17 protein-coding genes, 1 tRNA gene and 1 pseudogene are annotated in these 20,234 nt (G+C 38.7%); 12 read left to right on the plus strand and 7 right to left on the minus strand.

The features are described from left to right. Positions 1–340 precede the first annotated feature (340 nt). Genes greB through gmtY form a run of 4 tightly spaced genes read right to left on the minus strand, consistent with a single transcriptional unit; the run spans position 341 to position 5,487 of the window. Positions 341–814, minus strand: coding sequence for a transcription elongation factor GreB (gene greB, locus F927_RS10240; protein WP_005084416.1), 474 nt, complete (start codon positions 812–814; stop codon positions 341–343). After that, entirely contained in the window at positions 811–1,422 is a 612-nt protein-coding gene (gmtX, locus tag F927_RS10245) for a gamma-mobile-trio protein GmtX (protein ID WP_005084418.1), read from the minus strand. Before gmtX ends, greB begins: the two co-directional genes overlap by 4 nt. Beyond that, entirely contained in the window at positions 1,412–4,180 is a 2,769-nt protein-coding gene (gene gmtZ / locus F927_RS10250) for a gamma-mobile-trio integrase GmtZ (protein ID WP_005084421.1), read from the minus strand. Before gmtZ ends, gmtX begins: the two co-directional genes overlap by 11 nt. After that, positions 4,177–5,487, minus strand: coding sequence for a gamma-mobile-trio recombinase GmtY (gene gmtY, locus F927_RS10255; protein WP_005084424.1), 1,311 nt, complete (start codon positions 5,485–5,487; stop codon positions 4,177–4,179). The genes gmtZ and gmtY overlap by 4 nt, the downstream gene beginning before the upstream one ends. A 107-nt stretch (positions 5,488–5,594) precedes the next feature. On the opposite strand from gmtY, the pseudogene F927_RS10260 reads away from it, so the two are divergent. The 6 genes and pseudogenes from F927_RS10260 to F927_RS10285 all read left to right on the plus strand — a co-directional run. Continuing rightward, a pseudogene (locus tag F927_RS10260) lies at positions 5,595–5,930 on the plus strand (GreA/GreB family elongation factor); the annotation flags it as partial. 107 nt (positions 5,931–6,037) lie between these two features. Next, positions 6,038–6,127, plus strand: a tRNA-Ser gene (locus tag F927_RS10265). A gap of 148 nt (positions 6,128–6,275) precedes the next feature. Further along, complete coding sequence (locus F927_RS10270; protein ID WP_020846310.1) at positions 6,276–7,208, plus strand: IS5-like element IS17 family transposase; 933 nt, start codon at positions 6,276–6,278, stop codon at positions 7,206–7,208. A gap of 364 nt (positions 7,209–7,572) precedes the next feature. Next, entirely contained in the window at positions 7,573–8,343 is a 771-nt protein-coding gene (modA, locus tag F927_RS10275) for a molybdate ABC transporter substrate-binding protein (protein ID WP_005084428.1), read from the plus strand. Continuing rightward, complete coding sequence (gene modB / locus F927_RS10280; protein WP_005084430.1) at positions 8,340–9,035, plus strand: molybdate ABC transporter permease subunit; 696 nt, start codon at positions 8,340–8,342, stop codon at positions 9,033–9,035. Before modA ends, modB begins: the two co-directional genes overlap by 4 nt. Continuing rightward, positions 9,032–9,649 carry an ATP-binding cassette domain-containing protein gene (locus F927_RS10285; RefSeq protein WP_005084431.1) on the plus strand — a complete coding sequence of 206 codons (618 nt, stop codon included), beginning with the start codon at positions 9,032–9,034 and terminating at the stop codon, positions 9,647–9,649. Before modB ends, F927_RS10285 begins: the two co-directional genes overlap by 4 nt. 12 nt (positions 9,650–9,661) lie before the next feature. Here F927_RS10285 and chrA read toward each other — a convergent pair whose 3' ends face one another. Together chrA and F927_RS10295 are read right to left on the minus strand one after the other, a co-directional pair. Then, entirely contained in the window at positions 9,662–11,005 is a 1,344-nt protein-coding gene (chrA, locus tag F927_RS10290; RefSeq protein ID WP_005084433.1) for a chromate efflux transporter, read from the minus strand. 2 nt (positions 11,006–11,007) lie between these two features. Further along, a complete protein-coding gene (locus tag F927_RS10295) occupies positions 11,008–11,931 on the minus strand; it encodes a chromate resistance protein ChrB domain-containing protein (RefSeq protein ID WP_005084436.1) in 924 nt (307 codons plus the stop codon). Positions 11,932–12,144: 213 nt separating this feature from the next. On the opposite strand from F927_RS10295, the gene tauA reads away from it, so the two are divergent. The 4 genes from tauA to tauD are packed head-to-tail and all read left to right on the plus strand — an operon-like array spanning position 12,145 to position 15,740. Continuing rightward, the gene (tauA, locus tag F927_RS10300; protein WP_020846271.1) at positions 12,145–13,185 is read left to right on the plus strand and encodes a taurine ABC transporter substrate-binding protein; all 1,041 of its coding nucleotides are present in this window, start codon (positions 12,145–12,147) and stop codon (positions 13,183–13,185) included. A gap of 9 nt (positions 13,186–13,194) precedes the next feature. Continuing rightward, positions 13,195–13,986: a taurine ABC transporter ATP-binding protein gene (locus tag F927_RS10305; protein ID WP_005084441.1), complete on the plus strand. Its 792-nt coding sequence runs from the start codon at positions 13,195–13,197 to the stop codon at positions 13,984–13,986. Continuing rightward, positions 13,983–14,864 (plus strand): taurine ABC transporter permease TauC, encoded by an 882-nt coding sequence (gene tauC, locus F927_RS10310; protein ID WP_005084443.1) that lies wholly within the window; start codon positions 13,983–13,985, stop codon positions 14,862–14,864. Before F927_RS10305 ends, tauC begins: the two co-directional genes overlap by 4 nt. Positions 14,865–14,894: 30 nt before the next feature. Next, positions 14,895–15,740 (plus strand): taurine dioxygenase, encoded by an 846-nt coding sequence (gene tauD / locus F927_RS10315; RefSeq protein ID WP_005084445.1) that lies wholly within the window; start codon positions 14,895–14,897, stop codon positions 15,738–15,740. A gap of 287 nt (positions 15,741–16,027) precedes the next feature. On the opposite strand, the gene F927_RS10325 is transcribed toward tauD, so the two are convergent. Further along, positions 16,028–17,125 (minus strand): AraC family transcriptional regulator, encoded by a 1,098-nt coding sequence (locus F927_RS10325; protein WP_005084447.1) that lies wholly within the window; start codon positions 17,123–17,125, stop codon positions 16,028–16,030. 63 nt (positions 17,126–17,188) lie between these two features. Here F927_RS10325 and F927_RS10330 point away from each other — a divergent pair, with 63 nt between their 5' ends. After that, on the plus strand, positions 17,189–18,937 hold the full coding sequence (locus tag F927_RS10330) for a neutral/alkaline non-lysosomal ceramidase N-terminal domain-containing protein (RefSeq protein ID WP_005084449.1): 1,749 nt from the start codon (positions 17,189–17,191) through the stop codon (positions 18,935–18,937). After that, positions 18,934–20,217: a D-arabinono-1,4-lactone oxidase gene (locus F927_RS10335; protein ID WP_005084451.1), complete on the plus strand. Its 1,284-nt coding sequence runs from the start codon at positions 18,934–18,936 to the stop codon at positions 20,215–20,217. The genes F927_RS10330 and F927_RS10335 overlap by 4 nt, the downstream gene beginning before the upstream one ends. The last annotated feature ends 17 nt before the right edge of the window (positions 20,218–20,234 follow it).

Consider the following 20,234-nt stretch of genomic DNA (forward strand, 5'->3'; position numbering starts at 1 on the left):
TTAAACCCTCCTGTTTTTTAAGCACACATCATCTATCGAAGATACTAGTTCCACGTCCATAGTTTGAGTCATCATCAGTACTCAATAGATAATTAATATCTCGATAGATGTCTAGCATATGCTTGGCGAAAAAACTTATAACTTCATCGGTTAATTGTGGTTCAAAAAGTGAAGGATGACGTAATTCCATAAATAAATCCGCGATAAATTGTGAAATGTTGGGGTAACTTAAATTTATTGCTATAATTAAATTATGTCAACCAATATTTATTGCTATATATGTTTTTTGTCAACTAGGGTTAGTGTGAGTAGATAAATCAGGAATTTCATTAAAAATTATTTACTTAATATACGAAATATTGCAGATATACCAAGTTTTTTTTCCTGTAGGCGTATGTACTTGAATCTCATCATCTACTGACTTCCCTAAACAAGCTTTTGCTATAGGAGCTTGAAGGGATATATAGTCTTTACGCCCATAAATTTCTTCATCACCAACTATACGAAATTTGATGGTTTCACCTACATCATTTTCTAATTCAACCCAAGCACCAAAATAAGCCTTTCCATCTTGTTCAGGGCTATATTCAACTTTATGTGCCACCTCAAAAAGCTTGGTTAAGTATCTAATTCTACGATCAATTTCACGTAACTTTCTTTTATTATAGATGTAATCAGCGTTTTCCGATCGATCGCCTAGACTGGCTGCCCAAGACACAATTTTAGTAATTTCAGGACGTTCTTTACGAACTAAATCATTTAACTCATCTTGTAAACGTTGATAACCTTCAACCGTTAATAATTTACGATTCAAGACAAATACTCCAAAGCCTTGCGTAAGGCATCCAATGTTGACACTTTAAAAACAGGCTTATTTGACTCATCTACAAGCTCACCATAATGTGTAGGCTTTAAATTCCATTTTTTTTGGAAATCTGTAGACAATAAATATTGTAATGCCCGTACTTCTTGATCAGAAAGCTTAAAAGATTCATCGGGTATCATATTCTTATGATCATAAATATCAATCCTTTGTTTAGGTGGAATGATTTCACGGATCATTTGTTGAGCTTCCTTTAACTCAGATGCCATAATACGGACAAGCAACTGATGTTTGGGGTTTTGAATTTCTTCAATCCACGCATTGTCTGTTTGAGATGGTTTAGACAATTTAGGTTTCTGTGATGAAGCATCTGCAAAACATTGAATCAATGCTCTATATTTCTCACCTGTCTTATTCCTGATGCTTTGCGCTTTAGGAACACCTCTGTTAAATCCTAAATTAGCAATCGTACTTACAGAAAAATCCTGAATTCCACGTTCCTGTTGCTCCATACATACTTCATAGATTGCATCGAGTGACTGTTGGATTTTAAGTGATGATCCATGTTTTAACTTATGTAATAACTCTTCAGGATTCACGACTTACCTCAATTAAATTTGGTGAATTATGTAGAATGAGTTCAATCTCTGATTTTGAAATTTGTTCAGTTTCAGAAAGTTCTATTAGTTTAAGCTTTCCATCTATAACACTTTGCACTTTATCCCAAGATTTGAGACGACTCATCAATAACTTGAAAATTTGATTGCCTGCTGAAAGTTGCTGTTCTTTAGATAACATGAATAAAGCGGGCATAATTTCATTAAACATTGCCATTTTATCAATGAGCTGAGTTCTTGGATAAATAGCTTGATCTGCATTACAAGATTTATAAATGGCTGCATTTTCACAGACTTCTTGTAATTGTTGATAATGGCTCACTTCTTCCATTTCTAATATCAATTCAGCATTAGGGGCTGTAATTAAGGAAAGTTTTTCATCGCTCTCTATAAGGGGATTGTTGTTGATGAGCTTGTGGCATTTCGTAATATGACTATAAGCCGATTGGATATCGCATAAAAGCATATCCAATTTTTTAGCGGCTGTTTCATATTCAGATTCGAAATTTCGAAGTTCAGTCTCAAGCTTGGATCTGTTTGCTGTGCCTTCAAATTTTTCTTTCTTCAAATTGGCTATATATTCTTCTTTTTCAATATTATCAATATCTTGATTAATCTGATTGATTTTAATTTGTAGTTTCGAACATATTTCAGATTGATCATTGGATTGGAGTAAGATCTCATTTGTAATTGCCAATAAACCACCAATAAAGGCAGGCCCAGTTATAAAATGTCTACAACGGATACAATTCTGAGTTCCTAAATAACCTTGGGGTGTAGGGGTATAGAATGAACTACTTTTTATTAACTCACCACCATCCTCACATCTTGAAGCTGCAAAAGGGCAAATACCGTAATCTCTAAAAATAAAATTACCTGCAGGAACCTCATTAGATAAAGCTTGCAGTAACTCCAAATTATTACCAATTAATTGGTTTTTAACACTTTCAATTTTATTTTGCTCAATTGTCCTTTGAATTGATTCAACTTCAGATTTTAAGGCTATTTTTTCACCTTCTTCTAATCGAGTTCTAATATCATGATTGGAAACTTTGCAATAATAAATCGACATGATCACGGAGCTATGGCCAACGATCTTCATCACGATTTCAATAGGCATACCCATTTCAAGAACATAGGCTGTAATGAGGCTAACACGCATGCTATGAGGTGTATATTTAGACTTATATGCACCTAAAATTGCTCTATTTCCTTCAAGTGTAGCTAAGCAAAGATTTGAGGGCTGTATATTATAAAGAGCAGCCGCTAATCTTGGGGTTAAAGCATTTCCGACATTTGCTGGTTCAAAATCATTAAAGCGCCTAAAAAGAAAACAATTCAATCCTTTGGCTTTTCTTTGTACCTCATTTAAATTTGTTCTTTGGCAATTAATCCAAGCACTGGGGTATGAGATAGAATTATATTTTTGTTGCCATTTCCTTAGCCTAATAAGCCAATATGCTAAGTCTTCGGGTATCCACGGAATTGTGTAGCCTTGCCCATTGTTATTTGTTTTATTTGTAGTGGTAAACATACCTGTTTGACCATCAGGCATTCTTTTGATGAACGATTGTTCTTTGGTTAATCGTGAAAGTGGGGAATTATTTTTTAGCCAAATGATTTTGTTTTGTTGATCTAAATCAGCAATATATTCATCAGCTTCGCCAGAATCATTATAGGCGATTTGCCGTCCTCTTAAGGGAACTTTGGTAAGTGCATAAGTATGAATCCAATCTATTGGACACCATAAATATGCTTGATTATCAACGATACGATAAACACAATCAGGGTCATATAAGTCTAATTGATCAAAGTTGACTTTTACCCAATCGGCATCAAATTTATGAAGATGCTCTAAATCTTGGAAGCATTTTGCACTTGATGGAATAATCCATTCTTGAGCTTTTTTGACAAAATGATATTGTAAGCATGGTTTTGTCGTTTCAGAACGGATTGAGCTAGATGATATATTCTGTTGGTTGAGTAAAAGGGAAAACGGATTTCGAGCATTATCGACTCGTACAATCTCACCTGTTTCATCATCTTCAATCGTTAAATCATTATCAATGATGTAATCTAAGAATTCATTGACATAGACAACAAGTTTTCGCCTCATCGGTTCAGATTCTATATTTTCAAGTAAATCTCGAAAGGGCTTTATATCGAATTTTTCTTGTATGAGAAAAGCGTGTGGTGTTTTGCTTTTATCAAATTGTTCGATATAAAGACGGACGAAACGACACAACTGAGTTTCTTTCGTTCCACCACCACGAGCTTTAGTCATAAACTCTTTAATCTTAACTGCCCAAGTGACATAGTCTGGTGAAATAAAATCGGGTTTAAATGGTTCAATTTTACCTAAAAATTTGTACCAATTTTCCCATTCATCGGCATAAACACCCTGAGGGTCAAGAGGAAGAGATGCATCATTTTGTTTATTTATGAACCTTTTGTATTCAGCCATAGTTTTTAAACTTTGGTCTATAATGAGTTCTTTTAAATCGGTATAAGAAATAAATTCAGGTATATCAAAAAAATCTTTATAGCTGATCCACTCATCATAAATTCTTTCTGGATGAGCAGGTAGTCCATACTTTCTATAATTTTGTTTATACGATACAGAATTGGTAATGTCAGCATTTTTACAAAATTGCTTTAAAGAATCCAAGTCTGGAAAAGTTGAAAATTCTTTATTAAATCTCTTATTTTCGATTTGTCGAATTGCTTGAGGTTTTATCATTGAATCTCTCTCAATTTTTCTTGCACTTCTTCAAGTGTCGGCTTGATGTAAACAAGGCACGATGTTGGACTTTTATGATGCATTGCTTTTTGAATTTCGACTTGATTTAAGCCAGCCTGACGTGCTCGAAAACCATAAGCGTGTCGATGTCCGTGTTCAGTTGTTCCATGATCTTTCTTACAAATGAGTCCAATACGCTCTACCGCATTTTTATGCAGTCTTTGAAAATTTTTAATGGTTTCAGGCTCACCTAGTGTATTGGTGAAAGCAAAAGGGTGAGGATTGCTTTTTAAAGGCTCTACTCTTTGAAATTTTAAATAGTTTGCCCAAATTACCAAAAACTCTTTAGCCTTTTCTGGTGGATTAAACACCACTTCAAAATAGCCTTGTTTAGAAGTAAGTAATGGGCTTTTCCACCCTGCATATAAACGTTCGGTAAATAAGTAGTTATTTCTAGGTTTGAACGATGTTTGGGATAAAAGAAATTCACGTCTGTTTTTGAATTGGGGATCAGGAGAGGCGCCTAGCTCAGGATGATAGACTCGAACCAATGCTTCTTTGGGTCTATTCGGATTTAAAGTGATATCTGAGGTGAAAATATGAAAAATTTCACTTTTCCTAAGCCCACCATAATTCATCAACATCGTAATCGCTTGCGATTTATAGTCGTATTTTCCATTTTTTTCGAACCCTAAGTAAATCAACCTTTCAATTTGATCTTCAGGGAAACGAACTGCATATTCAAAATCAATCAGGTCTTCATTGAACGAGCCAACTAAACGAACTTGCTGTTGTGATAAATCTTTTTTAGTTAAATGATTTAAAAAGACATTTGCCTGTTTATGATAATAAGCACACCAATTTAAGCGTTCTTCATAACTTGTTGCTTTACGAAATGGATTTACTCGAATTGTTGAGTGTTCATCCTGCAACATCAGAAAATCTGTGTAATGCGTAATATGAAATAATAGATTATTGGTATCTCTGACTGTACGTGGTCGCCAATAAAGATCAAGAGCATCAGTACGGGTAGTTGGATCAACTGTGCCTGTGATTAAAGCCTCAGTGAAAGCTTTGAGTAATTTTGTTGCATTCTCAATTTGTGGAACAGAATTTATATACTTCAGTAAAAGTTTGAGTGCGTAACAAGACCTTTCTTTCCACGATTCGCTTTTTGAATTGAACCAAGCCAAATAACGTAAATGAGAAATAATGACTCCTTTCTCAGTTAGGAGGCAAGGCAAGACCAAGGTAGTTTGAGTTGAACAATCTTTGTAATTTACATAAATTTTCTTAACGTAAGCCATATACTATTTAGTACAAAGTATGAGGTGTTTTATAATTTAAATTATCATTATTTGATCAATTGTCAATATAGAATATTAGAAATAGTATGTTTATAATGGGGTTATAATATCAATACAACAAACAATTGCTTAGGAAAATTGATCGACGAGTACGCTATCTTGGTAAACGTTTAGAAGAGTTAAAAATTGTAGACTATGTTCCTGAACAAGAGGGAAAGGTTTACTTCGGGGCTTGGGTCGAGATCGAAAATGAAGCGGGTGAACAAAAAATTTTGAGAATAGTTGGTATTGATGAGATTTATGATCATCATCCTCAACATATTTCGATTGAATCACCCATGGCACGTGCATTATTAACTAAACAAGTTGATGACGAGGTTGAAGTATATACCCCGTTGGGCAAAAAGGTTTGGTATATCAACTCAATTCGTTATGAAAAATAGAAAATCTATAAAAATTCAGCTTGTTGAGTTTATTTTGAGCATTCAGTTTATAAATTTGAATAAAAGGTTTGCCAACTTGCACTTTTATTTATATGATAGCCGCCATTGGAAGCGTGGCAGAGCGGTTTAATGCACCGGTCTTGAAAACCGACGAGGGTGTGAGTCCTCCGTGAGTTCGAATCTCACCGCTTCCGCCAAATATCAATGACTTAGCCCCGATTTTCGGGGCTTTGTTGTTTTTGGGGTTTATGCAACGTAAGCCTGTAGTAAGCAATAAAGATAATTAGGAGGGGCTTTGTTGCACAAACCTATCTGTAAAAGCTTTTTCAGCGATATAATTTTCAAATGAAGAAGCCTACACACAAAATCTACCGCACAACCAATTGGCCCGCATATAACCGAGCACTCATGAGTCGCGGAAATATTGCCATTTGGTTTGATCCTGCTACGCAATGGTATGCTCCATCAAAAGGCAAACAAGGGCGAAATCAAACCTACTCCGACGCAGCTATCCAATGCTGCTTAATGATTAAATCCTTATTCCGTCTATCTTTACGTATGGTCACTGGCTTTGTGCAAAGTCTGATTAAACTTTGTGGATTAAATTGGACCGCACCAGATTACAGTACGCTTTGTAGAAGACAAAAGCATATTGATATTGCAATCAGCTACCAAAAAAGTAGCGATGGGCTGCATCTACTCATAGACTCTACAGGCATGAAGTTTCTAGGTGAGGGCGAATGGAAACGCAAGAAACATGGACCTGAATATCGTCGCCAATGGCGTAAACTACATATTGGTATAGATGCTGAAACCCTTCAAATACGCGCTATTCAACTCACTACAAATAATGTCAGTGATTCACAAGTGCTTGGTGATTTACTCGATCAGATTCCACAAGATGAGCAGATTGACTCTGTTTATACCGATGGAGCTTATGACACCAAGCAATGCCGTCAGGTCATTGCAGATCGGCAAGCGCATGCGGTGATTCCACCTAGAAAAAATGCGAAACCATGGAAAGATACAAAGATCAGCTCGCTAGAACGAAATGAATTACTTCGAACAGTTAAACGTTTAGGCAGGAGACTATGGAAAAAATGGTCAGGCTATCATCGACGAAGTTTGGTGGAAACCAAGATGCATTGCATTAAATTATTAGGCGATAAATTAATGGCAAGAAGCTTTCCTAGTCAGGTGAATGAAATTCATGCACGTGTAGCAGTCCTCAACAGGTTTACGGAATTAGGTCGACCACTTACCCAAGTTACGCCTTAAATTTGGCTCAATTAGGGGCGCTTTGCATTTCAAATCTTTGTGCAACAAAACCGATTAGAGATAAAAAAAGGAAAGTATCTTAGACAATATGAGTTCATAAATTACTCTTGCTTATCTACCCAACATACAAGATTGAATCTATCTAAGAGCGAAATGATGAAAATATGTGGTTAAAGAACACAAAGTTTTTAATTTTATAAATAGAATCGCTAGTGAATAGATGCATTAAAAATTTAAGTCTCATTTGATGATAAGATATCAATAAAAGAGCTGAATTCACATCCAGACTGGCTAATTTTTGCTTTTGGTGTATCTTTACTGGGCGGTATGTTTTAAAAATATATCGAAGCAGAGGAAGATAAGAATGCGGGTAAAGATCAAAGCAATATGTATAGCTGTAGTGGTGGCAAGTGGTGGAGTGTTTACTCCACAAGTTTTTGCCAAGAGTACCGTGACTGTATATGCTGCTGCCAGTTTGACTGATGTGATCAATGAATTAACCCAAGACTATCAACAAAATAATAAAGTTAAAATCAAAAATTCATATGCAGGTTCTTCAACGTTAGCTAAACAGATTGAAGCTGGGGCGCCAGCTGATATTTTTATATCAGCAGATCAAGAATGGATGAATTATCTACAAAATAAAAAGTGGGTCAAAATACAAGATCGTGTGAATCTGCTCGAGAACCGTTTAGTGGTGATTCATCCTAAAAACCAATTCCTCACACTAAAAATGGAAAAAAACTTCGATCCAACCCTAAATCACAAAGGTCGATGGTGTACTGGAAATACTCAAAGTGTGCCCGTTGGTCGATATGCAAAACAGGCTTTGGTATCACTGAATTGGTGGAACAAAGTTGAACCGCATATAGTGGAAACTGAAGATGTTCGTGCAGCGCTTAATTTTGTTGCACGTGGAGAGTGTCGAGCAGGTATTGTTTATGCAACAGATGCGGCGATCAGTCGAAATGTCGAGGTTGCAGGTGTATTTCCAAAAAATAGTCATACTCCTATTATTTATCCAATAGGTTTACTGAAAAATAATCCTGAGACCGTGAAATTCTATCAGTTTCTACGTAGTGATCGTGCAGCTTTGGTCTTCAGAAAATATGGTTTTAGTGTTCTTGTACCATGATGATGCTTAGTCCCGAAGAAATCGAGATTTTAAAGTTATCCTGTAAGGTGGCGGCAACTTGTCTCATCTTTAGTTTAGTCCCTGCAACTATTATGGCATGGATACTTGCTCGCAAAGAGTTTTGGGGAAAGTCCTTATTAGAGACTTTGGTCTTTTTACCTTTGGTATTACCGCCTGTTGTACCTGGCTATTTACTCTTACAGTTGTTTGGCAATCGTGGTTTTTTTGGACAATATCTGGCACCGTTGGGAATTGAATTTGCATTTAATTGGAAAGGGGCTGTACTCGCATCTGCGGTGATGGGTTTTCCACTATTGGTTCAGTCGATTCGACTAGCAATTGAATTGGTTGATCAGCGTTTAGAAATGGCTGCCAAAACCTTAGGTGCTTCTTCTTTCGGTGCTTTCATGCAGGTAACTTTGCCATTAGCAAGTAGTGGGATTCTGGTAGGGAGCATTTTGTGTTTTTGTCGAAGTCTAGGTGAGTTTGGCGCAACCATTACCTTTGTGGGGAATATTGCAGGCGAAACCCGTACTTTACCACTGGCAATGTATAGTTTAATGCAGCAACCTGACACTGAAGCTGCGCTGTGGCGACTCATTATTTTGTCATTATCCGTGGCATTTTTTGCTTTATGGTTTGCGCAATGGTTCAATCGGTATCAGAAAAATAAGCGTGGTTATTCGATATGATCGACTGTCAGTTACATGTTCAACAGGGGCAGTTTGTTTTAAACCAAACTTTCCAGTCTGATCAGCCTGTAATTGGTTTATTTGGTGCATCAGGATCGGGGAAAACGACTATTTTGCACAGTATTGCGGGATTGATTACTCCGCAAACAGGTTGGATTAAAATTCAAGATCAACTGTGGTTTGATCAATCTCAGCGAATTAACTGGAGCACCCAACAACGCCGTGTCGGTTTGGTTTTTCAGGATGCCCAGCTTTTCCCTCATAAAACAGTGATGCAGAATTTAGTGTTTGGATTTAAGCATATTCAGCCACAACAACGCCGATTCGAAGTGGACTACATTGTAGAATTACTCAAGCTGGATCATTTACTGCATCGAATGCCGATTAAACTTTCAGGTGGGGAAAAGCAACGTGTGGCATTAGGTCGTGCATTGCTTTACTCGCCAAAATTGTTGTTATTGGATGAGCCTTTATCTGCTTTGGATGCAGCTCATAAAGCTGAAATTATTCCTTTTTTTCAGCAGGTGATACAGGAGATTAAAATACCGATGCTCTATGTCAGTCATGATAAATCTGAAATAGAGCAACTCACTGATGTAATTTGGTATTTATAACAAAATATAAACTTATAGATATAAAACTAGCCCACATAACGCTGAAGCAAAAATCAGATAAATCACATTGATTTGGAATTTAAACAGCGCAATTAATGCCGCTATAATCATCAGCGCTGCTTCAAAATTAAAAGCTTGATCAAATCCATTCGGCCATAGAACATGATAACCAAAAAACAAGGCGAGATTTAAGATCACCCCAACGACGGCAGCCGTAATGGCTGTTAATGGGGCGGTAAACTTGAGCTGGTTATGCGTTGATTCGATCACAGGTGCACCTGCAAGAATAAAAACAAAAGAGAAAAGGAAGGTAAACCAAGTCACGATGATGGCTCCGAATGCACCAGCGAGAAATAAGTGTTCACTTCCGAGCAAAGAGGCATTAAATGCACCGAGAAAGCCGACAAAAGCGACCACCATAATTAGTGGACCAGGCGTGCTTTCGCCTAATGCCAATCCATCAATCATTTGGGTTGGGCTTAGCCATGCATAATGATCAATCGCACCTTGATACACATAAGGTAAGACGGCATAAGCACCGCCAAAGGTGAGGAGCGCCGCCTTGGTAAAGAACCATGCCATTTGGGTATAGCTATGTTGCCATCCCAAGCTTAGCGTTAATGCAAGTATGGGAATAAACCACAGCAATGCTGCAATGGTGAGAATCTTGGCGAGATTGATCCAACGAAAAACTGCATGTGCAGGTGGTGGGGTTTCATCATCAATCAGCGCCACACCATAATTCTTTTGATTACTTTGATGAGCATGATGGGTAAATAAGTCAGGTTGCTGCTTACTCATCCAATATCCCAGAATTGCCGCAGTGAAAATGATCAGTGGAAAGGGGATATTAAAAACAAAGATGGCAATAAATGCGGCTACAGCAATGAACCATAAAAACTTATTTTTTAGTGATCGGCTACCAATCTTATAGGTGGCATGAAATACAATTGCCGTGACAGCAGGTTTGATTCCGTAGAACAAACCTGCAATGACTGGAACATCCCCAAACTGCACGTAAATCCATGAAAGTGCAATCAGGATAAACAGTGAGGGGAGAACAAACAGAATGCCTGCCACTAGCCCACCCGTGGTTCGATGCATGAGCCAGCCAATATAAGTGGCGAGCTGTTGAGCTTCAGGACCTGGTAGCAACATACAATAGTTGAGTGCGTGTAAGAATCTTTTTTCGGAAATCCAGCGTTTCTGCTCAACCAATTCCTGATGCATTACTGCAATTTGCCCAGCCGGTCCGCCAAAACTGATAAACCCTAGTTTTAGCCAGAACAGGAAGGCTTGCCAAAAGGGTACAGCTGCGATTGGCTGATCGAGCTCATTGATTTGTTTTTGTTGCATGATCATTCTCGAGAAAAATTGGCATAGAGGCCATCAAAAATATAGTTGGATAACTCAAGTAGTTGGTTATCATCAGTAATTTTGTTTCTTAAACCTTGAATGACTTTTTCAATGCCAGCGGCTTCTGGTGGTTCTACCCCACCAACATCAAGAAAATGGACAATTGCTGCAATTTTATTTAATGCTTTCTGTTCATGTAATGAAAAGCTATGCAATAGCACTTCAAAAGTCACTAAATGTTCAATATGGCTAAATTTAGCTCCATCAAAGTCAAAACCTAAAGCTGATTTAGGGCAATCACTGGGTGTTTCTAACCATAAAAAATTAGCATTTGGATCAATAAAATTTTGAATCAACCATGCGGAGGCCAAACGGTCAATCCACGGGCGTTTTCTTGTTGCCCAAATTTGGTTTTGAAAATTGTCTACATGGAAGGTTTGAAGATGGCCTTGTAGATTGTTAGGTTCGTCTATTTCCCCAAAACGTAGAATTGCTTGTTCAACTGTATTCAGTTCTCGAAGTGTTTGTTGTTTTGCTTCAGTCGGAAAATAATCAATATCTATTAATGCATCGAGCTGCTTGCGTAATTTACGAATCTGTTTAAGAAGTTCTTTTTTATTGCTCTGATTCAACTCTTGCCGCAGTTGGCTGATTTGTTGATAGAGCACATCGTATTCTTCTTTTCGGTTGAAAATTTTAGCGATATCAAGATTTTCTACAGCAACGGTTTGGAATATATAGGCGTTGCCATTTTCTGAGATTAAATCATCAGCAATTGCATCAAATTTGTTTGAATGTTCAGCAGGCAATATATAAACGCCATCCCGAAGTGTTACAGCTCCACTTGCTTTGAGTGCTCTCCACACACGCATTCGCGCTGTTGTGTTTTGGGTGGGGAGTGATGAAATGAGTAAGGATATATTCATGTAATATACTCAACATAGCTGTTATATATGCTACATAAATAAGTTGTGGTTTGAAAAGTTAAAATTGTTTATATGCTTATAGGTTTTATACATAATGGTTTTTAAGGAAATATGAAAAAGATTGGGTAGTTTTCATATCTTATAAAAGAATAAACAACGCACTTTTTCTTATTTTTAATCATAAAGGCTCAGGCATACCATAAGTGGATATTATTGAAAGATCATCTAATTATGGGCCTCAAAAATACTAAGCCACTCCTTGTTACAGCAATCGTCCTTGTGGCGATTGTTGCTTTTATTGTCTATCAAAATCAAAAAGTTGTGACATCTACTTTGTCTAAAAATAATAAAGCAGTAGTGATTGCTTATCAAACAGGTGTCGATCCAACCAAGGTTGCGCAGGCCAATGGTGCTTATGAACGTGACAGTGGACAGGCAATTCAGTGGCGTAAATTTGATGCAGGTTCAGATGTGGTCAATGCATTGGCTTCGGGCGATGTGGTGATCGGCAATATTGGCTCTAGTCCTTTGGCTGCCGCAGCAAGTCGTGATTTACCGATTGAAGTATTCCTCGTGACAGCAAAATTAGGTGGTTCAGAAGCTTTGGTGGTCAGTGATAAATCTGGGATTAAAACCCCAAAAGATTTGATTGGTAAAACCATTGCTGTGCCATTCGTTTCAACCACACATTACAGCTTATTGTCAGCTTTACAGCATTGGGATATTGAGGATAGTCAAGTCAAGATTATTAACTTACGTCCACCTGAGATCACAGCTGCTTGGGAACGTGGTGATATTGATGCGACCTATGTTTGGGAACCTGCATTAAGCAAAGTTAAAGCCAGTGGTCATGTATTAACAGATTCAAAACAAGTTGGCGAGTGGGGTGCACCAACTTATGATCTTTGGGTGGTGCGCAAAGACTTTGCTGAAAAAAATCCTGAGTTCTTAAAAGCCTTTGTCCAAACCAGCTTAAAGCAGATTGAAAGCTATAACCAAGATCAGAGAGCATTTGAGAAAAATGTAGACAATATCCAGAAAATTGCACAATTGACTGGCTCAGATGCGAAAGATATTCCGTTGCTTCTTTCAGGAAATATTTACCTAGATCGCCAACAGCAACAAGCCACCTTATCAGGTGAGTTTGCCAAAAATATTTTCGATACCGCAACTTTCTTAAAAAGCCAAGGCAAGGTGGATCAAGTAAAACCTAACTATCAAGCCAATGTTACCACTCAGTTTTTACAGCCTTAGGAGATCGAAATGAGCGTATTCGCTGCTGAGCATCTTCATTTAACTTTTCCAAACCAGACCGTACCTGTATTGCAAGATATTAATCTCCGAATTGGAGAGGGCACTTTGACGGTAATTTTGGGTGAGTCTGGTTGTGGAAAAACCACATTGCTCAATATTTTGGCTGGTTTTCAAAAACCAAGTTCAGGACAGATCAAACTTGATGATGAAGTACTAACGACACCTGATGCTCGCCGTGCGGTAGTGTTCCAAGATCATGCGCTATTACCTTGGTTAAATGTCTCTGAAAATATCGGTTTTGCTTTACAGCTTAAAGGTTTAAAAGAACAGCATATTCATCAGCAAGTAGAATCCATCCTGAAAATTGTGGGTTTAAGTCATGTAGCTCAAGCTAATATTTGGGAACTGTCAGGTGGTATGAAGCAACGTGTTGGTATTGCGCGTGCATTGATTAGCCATGCAGCTTTTATTTTATTAGATGAACCTTTCGCTGCGCTTGATGCATTTACCCGTGAAACCATGCAGCAGTTGGTATTGGATTTATGGATTCAACAAAATAAATCTTTTTTCCTCATTACCCATGACATTGAAGAAGCGTTATTGCTCAGCAATCAACTGGTATTGATGACAGCTCGCCCAGGAAAGATCGTTGAAACTTTAAAACTAGATTTTGCAGAGCGCTATAAGCAGGGTGAATCGATTCGTACGATTAAATCCGATCCAAAATTTATTCAATTACGTGAGCAATTGTTTGAACGTTTGCGTGTACAGAAACAAGCTGGACATGAGGTGGCTGTATGACAGGTCAAGCAAAAAATACAGCCTATAAGCTAAGTAACACGACCGAGTTTGCACAAATTGAGCCGAAACAATTAGCTTCAAAACGAAATGTTGTAGGTGATTTTTTCGTTCATCATCGCAGTTTGGTACTCAGTCTTTCAAGTGTACTTAGTGTATTGGTGATCTGGTATTTGATCACGGCATTAAAAATTGTCCCAAGCCTGTTTTTACCCAGTCCACAAGCGGTATGGCAGAAGTTCCTTGAAGTCAGTCAGCAAGGCTTTATGAAAGCCACCTTATGGCAGCATTTGGCCGCGAGTATTTCCCGTGTCTTATTGGCCTTGGTTGCCGCGATTGCGATTGGTGTGCCTTTAGGTTTGTGGATGGGCTTGAATAAATGGGTGCGCGCCGTACTTGATCCTTTGGTTGAGTTATTGCGTCCGATCCCACCTTTGGCTTATTTGCCATTATTGGTGATCTGGTTCGGGATTGGTGAAACCACCAAAGTACTTTTGATTTTCTTTTCGATCCTTGCACCAGTCATTATCAGTAGCACTCATGGCGTAATCAGTCATCAGCTCAATCGTGAGCGTGCTGCCTTATCTTTAGGTGCAAGCCAATCGCAAGTGTTTTGGCATGTGATTCTGCCGACAGCCTTACCACATATCTTAACGGGTATCCGTATTGGTTTAGGTGTGGGGTGGTCGACCCTAGTGGCTTCGGAATTGGTGGCAGCAGATCGTGGGATTGGGTTTATGGTGCAGTCAGCAGCTCAATTCTTGATTACCGATACTGTGGTTCTCGGCATTATTGTGATTGCGATTGTCGCAGTGAGTTTTGAGTTGTTTTTGCGTTGGTTACAGAAGCAACTCTCTCCTTGGTATGGTCAACAGTTATAAGTGCAAATTGTAGAGAATAGAGCGTTAGAAATGACTTTAAATATTGAAATCATTAAATCAAGCATTGGTGCAATTATTCACGATGTTGATTTAAATACGGTTGATGAAAATACCACGCAACAAATTCAACAGGCTTTGCTGGATCATCATGTAATTTTCTTCCGCAATCAGCAGCTTGCACCTCAGGCTCAAGCTGAACTTGCTCGTGGATTTGGTTCTTTACATATTCACCCTATTTTCCCGACAGTAGAAAATGTGCCTGAAATTATTGTACTGGATAGTTGGAAACAAGACTTACGTGACAATGAACTTTGGCATACTGATGTGACTTTCAGTAAAAATCCGCCATTAGGGTGTGTCTTACAAGCCATCAAGATTCCACCTGTAGGTGGTGATACGCTGTGGTCGAGTGGAGTAGCTGCGTTTGCTGGGTTGGATCAAAGCTTGCAACAAAAGTTAAAAGGTTTAACGGCAACGCATGATATTCGTCAGTCGTTCCCAATTGAACGCTTTGCGCACAATGATGTGGAGCGTAAAAAACTGGAAGAAACCTTTAAACGTAATCCGCCTGTCGTGCATCCTGTAGTAAGAACGCATCCTGTCACGGGTCAGCCAATTTTGTTCGTGAGTGAAGGTTTTACCACGCGCATTAATGAGCTAGAAGAATCAGAAAGTGCTGAGTTATTGCAATATCTATTCGCCCACGCGACTCATGAGCAGTTTCATTTACGTTGGCAGTGGCAAGAGGGTGATGTGGCGATTTGGGATAACCGTTGCACACAGCATAAGGCTTTATTTGATTATGGTGATGCGCATCGGATTATGCACCGTGCCACGATTAACGGTGATGCGCCGTTTTATCAGGCGGCAAGCTGAGTTTAGATTTAATCGCCGTGAAATGGGGAAAAACTCGATGGAATATGATACTCGGAAAGTCATCCGCAACTGTCTGAGGCAGGACTACATTAATAAAGTGATGTTTCTGCGATTCATTAAATTAGTTGCGGGTAGTCAACGAGTTTTGCGGATGAAAGTGGTTTTGCCTACTTTTCCCGAAAGAAAAGTAGGGCGAGCCGCAGGCTGATCCTGAAATGGGATGAGAACACGGCAAGACTCTGTAAAAGCCTATCCTTTAATAAATTAATTCAATATTTAAACGGCCTTTAGTGGCTGATTTCATAGGTCTGTTTATAAACTGAAGGCGCTTGTCCCGTCCAGCGTTTAAAGGCCCGTCGGAATTCTCGTAATTCACTAAAACCAAGTTGTAGGCTGATCTCACTCATGGATAGGTTCTGTTCAAGTAGTTGTTTTGCTTTACGCTCTAATACAGTTTGCCGAATTTTCTGAAAACTCCAGCCTTCTAATAATAATTGCCGTCTTAAGTGGCGTTCGCTGATGTGTAATTGCTGTGCGGCTTGTTGCATCTCAAAACGCTCAGGTAAATGTTGTTCAATCAAATGATCCAGTAAATCCACAAAGTTACTTTGATTAAATAGATCAATTTGTATTGATGCCTGTTCACAGATTTGTATTGCAGTTGCATAGTTGGCTGGACTGTAGTTTTTTAAGCGTCGCTGCAACATACTTGTTTTAAAACGCATGATGTTTTTATCGCTATTAAATTGAACCGAGCAGCCAAAGATATTGCGATATTCTTGTTGGTTGTCAGTTGGTAAATAGCTAAGTTCGAGGCTCATCACATCATCATGATCGCCTAACATTGCATTTAAGCAGGCGATGGTACTACTAAACAATTCATCAAAGAAAAAGGCTTTGAGATCGGACTCTGGGTTGGGTGTTTTCACTTCGAGTTCACAGATTTCACCTTGAATCCTAAATGCTAAATTTAATACGCTTCCTGAAATACGATGATAGCGAAGCGCAATCTCCAAAGCCTCTGCGACAGTCTTACAGGATTGCATCGCAAAACCCAAAATTCCCATTGAAATCAGACCTTCACTGCTTCCTAGCTTTAAACCAAGACAGGGTTGTTGATAGGTTGAGATCGCTTGACGCACGACATTGCACAGTTGGTCAAAGTGAATCAAATGATTTGTTTGCTGAATTTGTATGAAATCCAATCCTGAAGCTTCAAACCATTGTTTATAGTTCCATTTTTTCTGTTCAGCATAATGGATTAAGCTGGCTAGAATAGTCGGAGGTACAAATCTTTGTAAGCAGATCGAATGCGTTATTGCTGTAGGCATCTGTCCGTTTTGCCCCCCAAAGTATCGTTTATTTGACCCTTTTGGGTATCGCATAATTTTGATTAACTTTCAACATGCTTCATCGAAATTAGAAAAAGAACTGAAAGGAAAGTACCAATGTATCAGGTTGGTTGGAATAAGCAGGAAATCAAAATTGTGCCTAAAGGCTATGCTATGTTCGGTTATGGGCAATGGTCACATCGAGCCTATACAAAAAGAACAGCGTTATATGCACGTAGCTTTAGCATTGTCGATCAACACCACAATCGATTGATTATTTGTTGCCTAGATTTAGGCTGTATTACACATGCGATGCGTAGCAAAGCTGTTGCTCGTTTAAGAGGGAGGTTAGGTTCAGAATTTAACGAGAATCAGTTGGTGTTAATGGCAACGCACACGCACTCAGGACCTGGGGGCTGCGCGCATGAAGCTTTATACAATATGCCAACACCTGGTTTTGTACATGAGCATCTCATCGCGATTTTAAACGCAATTGTTTTAAGCATTCAGACAGCAATTGAAAATGAACAACAAACGGATATTTTTCTTACAACGCAAGCTTTTACGGATGACACGCCAGTAGCATGGAATCGTTCGATTCAAGCCTATAATCGAAATCCTGAGGTGAGATCACACACCGAAGCTGAAACCCATTTAGCATTAAACCGTGAAATGCAACTCATCGGATTTTATCGAGAACACAAATTACAGTCTTTTATTTCATTGTTTGGTGTACATGCCACTTGCCTTGGTAATAAATTAAATGCGTATGATGGTGATAACAAAGGTTATGCTGCTGCATTTTCAGAACAAGCTTTAGTTCAACAAGGCATTCAAAATCCAGTGGCGATTTTTGCACAAGCAACGGCAGGCGATGTATCACCACATTTTCACGGTAAAGATCAACTCAAGATCCGAAATCAGCTTAAAGGAGAAGCTGAATATCAATATGCACAACAAAACGGACGTTATCAAAGTGAGTTAGCTTTGATGGCATTGCAACAAACAGCCCCAAAAAATATGCAAAAAGTCGCAGGGGAGATTGATGCAGTACTGTCTTATGTAGATCTCAGCAATATTGAGATTCCACCTGAGTTTTCAAATGGACAGCTTGATGCAAAAACCAGTCAGCCTTGTCATGGGACTTCATTTTTTGCAGGTACACCTGTCGATGGATTAGGTGCGCCCAAACCGATAATCAAAGGCATGCAGTTTTTAGCAGATCAATTTAGAAAACAAAAAATGAAACATTCAAGGGCTGATGATTTTACTGAATATCACCAGCTTTATGCTTCACAAGGACCCAAACAAATTTTACTAGAAGCTGGAACTAAAAAGATTTTGGGTCAACCAATTGGCTTCCCACCGAGTATTCTTGATCCATTGATTGCGGAGATGAATCGACAAGTCAGGGCGGGTGCGATCAAGCAAAGTCCACTGGTGCCAAGTATCGTACCTTTACAAATTATTCGTTTAGGAACTTTAGCACTTGTTTGTTGTCCTGGAGAATTTACAACGATTGCAGGGCAGCGTGTTATTGAAACAGTGAGACAAAACCTGCTCGAAGCATCATCATTTGATCGAGTATGGTTGGCCTCTTATTGTAATGATTACATGGGCTATGTAACCACTTATGAAGAATACCAACAGCAAGCTTATGAAGGTGGTCATACATTATTTGGACAATGGACCTTGGCTGCATGTCAAAGTAAATTCAAAGACTTATCTCAACAATTAATATTGGATAAAAATAAACGTAATTACGATCAAATTACAAGACCGGCGCCAATTCCAGAACATGAATTGGCGAAACGCAGTAATCATGGCAATTTGAAAACGGCAGTAAGTCAGGGAGAGCTTGTGTGAATCATCCTCAATACGCTTGGTCAAATTGGTCTGGTTTGCAAAAATCAATGCCACAGCAGATTCTCCAACCCGCGAATATTCAAGAATTACAGTCGATTGTCTCTGAACATCAAAAAATACGGGTGGTCGGTGCGGGGCATTCATTTACGCCTTTGGTCTGTACGGATGCAACGTTATTGTCTTTGGATCACATTGCAGGAATTGCATCCACTGATATCAATCGATGTCAGAGCAGCATTTATGCAGGCACACGTTTATATGATTTAGATCAACACTTACAGCAGCAATCGATCAATCAGGCCTTGATGAATCAGGGCGATATCGATCAGCAAAGCCTGGCGGGTGCTGTCTCTACAGGAACACATGGCACAGGCGCAGATTTGCATTGTATTTCTGCTTATGTTGAAGCTTTTGAGTTGTTGACGGCTTCAGGTGAAATCCTGAAATGCAGTCGCACAGAGCATCCTGAAATCTTTGCCGCAGGACGGGTTTCTTTAGGCAGTTTGGGAATCTTGACTCAGATCACCATGCAGAATCGTCCACGTTATAAGCTCAAAGAACATATCGAGCTATGCCGTGTCGAAGATATGATGCAAAACATTCAGCAATGGAAACTGCAACATCGACATATTGAGTGTTTTGTCTTTTCTTATGGCAAACAGTTAATGCTAAAAACCTTGAATGAAACGAGCGACGAGATTTTAGCTCGTAAAGCGAACTTTCCCTCAGATGATACTTTACTGACCTTATGTTCAGAACTGACAAAAACCTTTCCTTCACTAAACCCTTATTTACAAAAGCTATTAGGCATCTTTGTTAAACCGACGACTTATGTGGATTGGTCGAGCAAAATATTTCCAACGCCACGCAATACCAAGTTCAATGAAATGGAATATCAGATTCCTGTTGATCGAGGAATTGAGTGTTTAAATGAAGTATTACATGCTTTACGTATGCATAAAGTAGCAACCTTTTTTCCGCTCGAGTTTCGCTTTGTAAAGGGTGATGATATTTGGCTCAGTCCTTTTTATCAGCAAGACTCTATTTCGATCTCGGTACATCAATATCATAAACAAGATCCACAACTGATTTTTGATGTGGTTGAGCCAATCTTACAGAAATATAAGGGGCGTCCGCACTGGGGGAAAATGCACAGTATGAGCTGCATGCAGCTTCGTGATTTATATCCAAAGTGGGATGATTTTATGGCTTTGCGTCAGCAGCTTGATCCAGAGGCCAAATTTTTAAATCCCTATCTGGAAAAGTTATTTTTAGGTTAGTTTTGATATTAAACCCC

Source organism: Acinetobacter haemolyticus CIP 64.3 = MTCC 9819, from assembly GCF_000369065.1.
Taxonomy (GTDB): domain Bacteria; phylum Pseudomonadota; class Gammaproteobacteria; order Pseudomonadales; family Moraxellaceae; genus Acinetobacter; species Acinetobacter haemolyticus.

Bases quoted from the DNA above. Each gene is read 5' to 3' on its own strand.
- chrA (WP_005084433.1), bottom strand. From the start codon at position 11,005: ATGCAACAAAAACAAATCAATGAGCTCGATCAGCCAATCGCAGCTGTA.
- gmtY (WP_005084424.1), bottom strand. From the start codon at position 5,487: ATGGCTTACGTTAAGAAAATTTATGTAAATTACAAAGATTGTTCAACT.
- tauC (WP_005084443.1), top strand. From the start codon at position 13,983: ATGACAGGTCAAGCAAAAAATACAGCCTATAAGCTAAGTAACACGACC.
- gmtZ (WP_005084421.1), bottom strand. From the start codon at position 4,180: ATGATAAAACCTCAAGCAATTCGACAAATCGAAAATAAGAGATTTAAT.
- modA (WP_005084428.1), top strand. From the start codon at position 7,573: ATGCGGGTAAAGATCAAAGCAATATGTATAGCTGTAGTGGTGGCAAGT.
- F927_RS10270 (WP_020846310.1), top strand. From the start codon at position 6,276: ATGAAGAAGCCTACACACAAAATCTACCGCACAACCAATTGGCCCGCA.
- F927_RS10295 (WP_005084436.1), bottom strand. From the start codon at position 11,931: ATGAATATATCCTTACTCATTTCATCACTCCCCACCCAAAACACAACA.
- tauD (WP_005084445.1), top strand. From the start codon at position 14,895: ATGACTTTAAATATTGAAATCATTAAATCAAGCATTGGTGCAATTATT.
- F927_RS10305 (WP_005084441.1), top strand. From the start codon at position 13,195: ATGAGCGTATTCGCTGCTGAGCATCTTCATTTAACTTTTCCAAACCAG.
- F927_RS10325 (WP_005084447.1), bottom strand. From the start codon at position 17,125: ATGCGATACCCAAAAGGGTCAAATAAACGATACTTTGGGGGGCAAAAC.
- modB (WP_005084430.1), top strand. From the start codon at position 8,340: ATGATGATGCTTAGTCCCGAAGAAATCGAGATTTTAAAGTTATCCTGT.
- F927_RS10285 (WP_005084431.1), top strand. From the start codon at position 9,032: ATGATCGACTGTCAGTTACATGTTCAACAGGGGCAGTTTGTTTTAAAC.
- F927_RS10330 (WP_005084449.1), top strand. From the start codon at position 17,189: ATGTATCAGGTTGGTTGGAATAAGCAGGAAATCAAAATTGTGCCTAAA.